The sequence below is a fragment of the Rhodococcus sp. C-2 genome (assembly GCF_027854095.1).
In the GTDB taxonomy this organism is placed as follows: Bacteria; Actinomycetota; Actinomycetes; order Mycobacteriales; family Mycobacteriaceae; genus Rhodococcus_F; species Rhodococcus_F qingshengii.
In genome coordinates this window covers 1-6,107 of the sequence record NZ_JAQGFI010000033.1, presented here as the reverse complement: position 1 = coordinate 6,107, position 6,107 = coordinate 1, and the positions used below count along the sequence as shown (strand labels likewise).

Here is a 6,107-nt window from a genome sequence, read left to right as displayed (position 1 = left end):
CCTCACGAGCCGTGTCATTCCACCCCTCGAGCACCAACGAACGCTCAACAGAATCCAAAATATCAACGTCACCAACACGCACCGAAGGATCGGTGGCTACGGAGGAGAGCAGTCGAAGAACTCTGTCCAGCAACGCAGTTGCGTAGTCGGCATCGAAGAAGTCCGGTAGGTACCGCAGCGTCAAGTGCAACTGCTCGTCGAGTGCGATCAGCAGGGTCAACGGGTAGTTCGTGGAATCGTCCGAGGCAATGTCGTCGATCATCATTCCGTCGAGAACATCCGCCTGTGCGGCGAGGCCCTCACGGTCGACCGGGTACGACTCGAATACAACCAACGTGTCGAACAGTGTTCCGACGTCCGCTGCTTTCTGGACATCGGTCAAACCGAGATAGTGATGATCAAGCATTCTCGCCTGCTCGATCTGGACCCTGGCAACCAATTCTTCGACGGACTCCGCGGCGTCGAGGCGCACCCGCACGGGGAGGGTGTTGATGAACAACCCGACCATCGATTCGACGCCGGTGAGCGCCGGTGGCCGGCCGGACACTGTTGCACCGAAGACAACGTCGTCGGTTCCGGTCAACGCACCGAGCAGGACCGCCCACGCGCTCTGCACGATCGTGTTGGCGGTGACCCCGAGTCGTGCGGCCAGAGCGGTGAGCGCCGCGGTTGTCTCCGACGACATCGACACGTTCAGCTTCTGGGACAGCGCGGTGAATTCCTGTCCGCCTGTGACCTGAGCAAGCAGCGTCGGCTCTTCGACGCCGGAAAGCACATCCGCCCAGGCTGTGAGTGATCGATCACGATCCTGATCGACAAGCCACGCCAGGTAATTGCGATAGCTACGCACACGCGGAAGAACCGAGTCGTCACCACGCGTCGCGTACAGCGCCAACAGGTTCTGCAAGAGCAGTGGCACCGACCAACCGTCGAGAATAATGTGGTGATTCGCCACCACCAAGCGATAGTCCCCCTCCGCCATGGTGACGAAGGTGAACCGAATCAACGGCGGTGACGCCATGTCGAAGTGTGTCGCCTGGTCAGCCGTCAAAACTTCGTTCAGAGCTGCCTCACGGTCGACGGCCGCAATATCGCTGAGATCGATGTTCCGCCACGGGACTGGAACGTCTTCGAGGACTATCTGGACCGGCGTTCCGTCGTCGTCGGCCGTGAATGCCGTTCGCAGGTTCGCATAACGGTCGATGATTCCCTGTGCTGCAGTGCGCAAGCGGTCGGCATCCACCTTCCCGGACAGAGTGAGAATCATCTGCACCGAGTAGAGGTCGACGCTGGATTCTGCCAACATCGCGTGGAAGAGCAAACCGGACTGCAGCGGTGCCAGGGGCCAGATGTCGGTCACCGTACCGAATCGATTCTCGAAGCCGTCGATATCTCGTTGGCTCACGGAGACAAGCGGCACGTCGGACGGTGTGAGTCCACCGGCTCCGACGGAGCGAGAATGCTCCGCCAGGGCAGTCAGTGCTTCGACCCAAATCTGTGCAAATGTCTCGACACTCTCGCCGTCGATGGCACCGACGGGGTATGCGAAAGAGGCCTCCAGAACAGCACCGTCTGCGCCGTCGTTGACGATCGCATTGATGTCGACGACCTTGTTTGCGGGCATGTCGACGTCTTCGGGTGCCGACACGTTGGCGAAATCGCCGGCCGGCAGCCACCCGAGTCCCTCGACGCCTGCCGGAAGATCCTCGGCGACAACTCGTCCCAGGTAGTTGAAGCTGACCTGTCCCCCGGCGAAGCGAGAAAGCACTGCGCGCGTGTCTTCGTTCAGGTAGCGCAGCAGTCCGTACCCGACGCCCTTGTCCGGGATCGCCAGAAGCTGTTCCTTCACTGCTTTGATCGCGCGTCCCGCCGAATCACCTCCGGCGAAAGCGTCACCCAGATCTACCTCGGAAAGATCGAGACTGATCGGGAAGGCAGCGGTGAACCAGCCAACGGTCCTTGACAGATCCGCGCCAGGAATCACGGCTTCTTCGCGACCGTGGCCCTCGAGTTGCAGCAAGGCAGACGTCGAGTCGATTCCGGCTCGGCGACGCCACTCGATCAGCGCGAGTGCCAGTCCAGCGAGCAGGCCGTCGTTGGCGCCGCCGTTGAAAACCTCCGGCAGCGTGGTCAACAGAGTCTCCGTCACCTGAGTGGGGACCGTCACGCTTATCCGCTGAACCGTTGCCGCAACGTCGACGGCAGAGTCGTACGCCCTCTTACCCAGCACCGGGTCCGGTGTCTGCAACACCTTCCGCCACGTATCCAGCTCGGCCACACGCGAATCCCGATGGGCCTCTTCGGACAAAGCATGAGCCCAGCGTCGCATCGACGTACCGGTCGGCTCGAGAGCAACATCCCCCGTCGCTCCGCTCGCCCCGGCCATCTGAGCCGCAGCCGACACCAGATCCGGAACGATGATTCGCCAGGAAACCCCGTCGACGATCAGGTGATGTGCAGCAATGATCAAGCGCCCGGTGCGAGTGGGACCGAAGTCGACCCACACGAACTGAACCATTACGCCGTCCGCCGGATTCAACCGGCCGAGAGCCTCGTCGAGGCCCTTGGAAGCCGTGAGAACAATTGTCGACTCGTCCGCAGCCGCGTCGACATCGACGCGGCTGAGCAGATCCTCGACGTCCACGGTTCCGGGCTCGGAGACCGACATCCCCCATCCGCGACCGTCGGAGATCAGCCGCGAGCGGAACATGTCGTGGTGGTCGACGACTGCAGCGAGTGTTCGCACGATGTCGGCTCGCTGCACTCCGAGTGGAAGCTCGAGAGTCATCGTCTGTGTGAATCGGTTGTAGCTGCCACCGCGCTCGACCATGAATCGTTCGATCGGCGTCAACGGCATCCAGCCGACTCCACCGCCCGGCAACTCCTCGAGCACCACCGCGGCCTCGACGTCGGCGGCATACTTCGCCACTTCGGCCAATGCCGCGACAGTCTTGCTCTCGAAGACGTCACTGGGTGCGAATACGACCCCACGTGCCTTCGCACGAGAGACGAGTTGGATGGACATGATCGAGTCGCCGCCCTGAGCAAAGAACGAGTCGTCGGTGCCGATGCGATCCAGGCCGAGAACGTCCGCGAAGATCTCGCTCAGGATTTGTTCCATCTCGGTGACCGGGGCGCGGAATTCCTTTGTCTCGAAAACCGGTGCTGGGAGCGCTTTTCGGTCCAGCTTGCCTGCCGGACTGAGCGGCATGTCCGAGGAGACCATGACCGAAGCCGGAACCATATGGGCCGGAAGGGTTCTGGAGACGAATTCGATCAATTCCGCCGAAGTGACCGAAGCGTGCTTTCCGGTGAACACGTACGACACCAGCGCCGGGGCACCCGACGGCAGGGTCGTACCCATCGTCGCAGCGAACTCGACCTCGGGGTGTGCCGTCAGCGATGCATCGATTTCGCCCAGTTCGATACGGAAACCGCGAATCTTGACCTGGAAATCGTTGCGGCCCACGTATTCCACGGCGTAGGTGGAGGGTGCCGTTCCAGCGACCCAGCGCACCACGTCACCGGTTCGGTACATTCGCTCGCCCGGATTACCGTGCGGGTTTGCCACGAATCGATCGGCACTCAAGCCTGGACGACGATGATAGCCGCGGGTCACCTGAGGACCGGACAGATACAGCTCGCCCGAGACTCCCAGTGGAACTGGATTGAGTCGTGTGTCCAGGACGAATGCGGCCATGTCACCGATCGTGGCGCCGATGTCCATTCGGTCACCGGGCAGAAGCGGAACGCTGACGTTCGTCACGATCGTCGTCTCGGTCGGGCCGTAGACATTCAGGAATGTCCTGGGAGCCGAAGCCGACGCGGCCGATCCGTCCCCTGTCGTCCACTTGCTGATCAGTTCCGGCGAATACGCTTCGCCACCCACGCCTACCACCGTCAGGTCGTCCAGGCCGCTCGGGTCCATCGACGCCAGGGCAGCGGGTGTGATGAACGCATGCGTGACTCGTTCGCTACGGAACACCTCAGCCAGTTCGTCGCCGCCGTACACGCCAGGCGGGACGATGACCATCGTCGCGCCGGTGGCCACCGCGAGGAACAACTCGAGCATCGACGCGTCGAAACTCGGTGACGCGAAGTGCAATGTCCGCGAGGTGGGCTTCACGAGGTAGTGCGCGGCCTGCGTGACACTGAAGCTCGCCAGTCCCGCGTTGGTCGCGACAACGCCCTTCGGCAGTCCTGTCGTGCCGGAGGTGTAGATGACCCAAGCCGGATGAGCAGTCGTCAGTGGACGGACACGTTCCTCGGCATCTATCGGCGCTCCGGACACTCCGGCGATCATCTGTTCGCCGAGCGGTCCGTCCACGACCAACCACTCGACGTCGTCGGCGAGATTCGGACGTTCGACGTCGAGGGTCAGGCCAACCTTCGCACCCGAGTCGCTGAGCATGTGCGCGATACGGTCTGCCGGATAGTGCGGATCGATCGGAACGACCGCTGCCCCGGTCTTCGACACTGCCCAGACCGCGAGTACCGATTCGACGGATCTCGGAATCGACACCGCCACAAGATCTTCAGCCCCGAGACCACGGTTGATCAAAACGCGGGCCAGCTTCGACGACCACTCGTCGACCTCTCGATACGTCATGGACCTACCGGCCGCGGCCTGCGCCGTGCCGGGGTAGCGCAAAGCGACGTTGTCCGGGTAGCGCGCAGCAGCGTCGGCAAGAATCTCGGCCAACGGCGCCTGCGCTACTCCTGACGAAGCCCTTTGACTCGTCAGAACCTCACGCTCGGACGCGTCGAGGATTTCGATGTCACCCACTGAAGTTGCGGGGTCCGTCGCAATTCCGTTCAGAATGCGCATCAATCGTGCGGCGAATCCGCGGACGGTCGATTCGTCGAACAGATCCGTCGCGTACGTGAACGTCGCCGACAGCCCTTCTGATACCTCACTGATCGTGAGCTGCAGGTCGAACTTGGCCACGGTCTCGTCGATTTCGAACTCGGCCGCCGTCAGACCGGGCAGAGCCAACGAGTTCTGCCCCAGGTTCTGAAATGCCAATGCCACCTGGAACAGCGGGTGATGTGCCCTCGACCGAACGGGATCCAGCACTTCCACGAGCCGCTCGAACGGAAGGTCCGAGTGCGCGAACGCCTGAAGGTCGGTTTCCCGAGCCGAGGCCAGAAGTGTTGTGAACGCCGCCGACGGATCAACCTCGGTACGCAAAACCAGGGTGTTGACGAACATTCCGATCAAATCGTCGAGTTCGGATTCACCTCGCCCGGCCATCGGTGCACCGATGTTGATGTCCGTTGTTCCCGACAGACGAGCGAGAAGCGACGCCAGAGCCGCATGGACCACCATGAACATCGACGCATTGTGTTCTCGGCCCACGCTGATCAGCCGCTCATGCAATTCCTGACCGATCGAGAATTCGAATGTCGCTCCCTGACCGGAGAATACCGCCGGCCGAGCCCGATCCCCCGGAAGATTCAACTGTTCGGGCACGCCGTCCAGTGCTTGCGCCCAGTAAGTGATCTGTTGCGCGATGACGGACTGCGGATCGTCCTCGGACCCGAGAACCTCACGCTGCCACAACGAGTAATCGGCATACTGCACCGGCAACGGCGTCCAGGTTGGAGCCTGGCCGTTGGTTCGGGCGTAGTAGGCGGTCATGACGTCGCGGGTCAACGGGCCCATCGAGAAACCGTCGGTCGAGATGTGATGCACCACGAATACCAGAACATGCTCGTCGGCCTTGATCTGGAAAAGCTTGGCGCGCAACGGCACCTCGGCCGTCACGTCGAAGCCTGCCGCTACGAAGTTCGTTACCTCGGAAACGATCTCCGAATCCGAGACCGAGGTTGCAGCGAGGTTCACGTCGACATCAGCCGGTGCAACGATCTTCTGGTAGCCGACGCCGTCGACCTCGGGGTAGACCGTGCGCAGAACCTCGTGACGGCCGATAACGTCGGCGACCGCTTGCTCCAGCCCCGAGACGTCCAGTTCTCCGGTGAGAGTTATCGCAACCGGGACGTTGTTCCCTGCCGAGCTTGTATCCAACTGGTTGAGGAACCACATGCGCTGCTGCGCCAACGACAACGGAACCCGAACCGGACGCACCTGCGCAGTCAACGCCGCA

The 6,107-nt window shown here is 62.0% G+C and carries 1 protein-coding gene; it reads right to left on the bottom strand.

The window, feature by feature from the left end:
- Positions 1-6,107, bottom strand: a 6,107-nt coding sequence (locus PCS43_RS33230; RefSeq protein ID WP_270923247.1) for a non-ribosomal peptide synthetase, incomplete at both ends; no start/stop codon positions are given.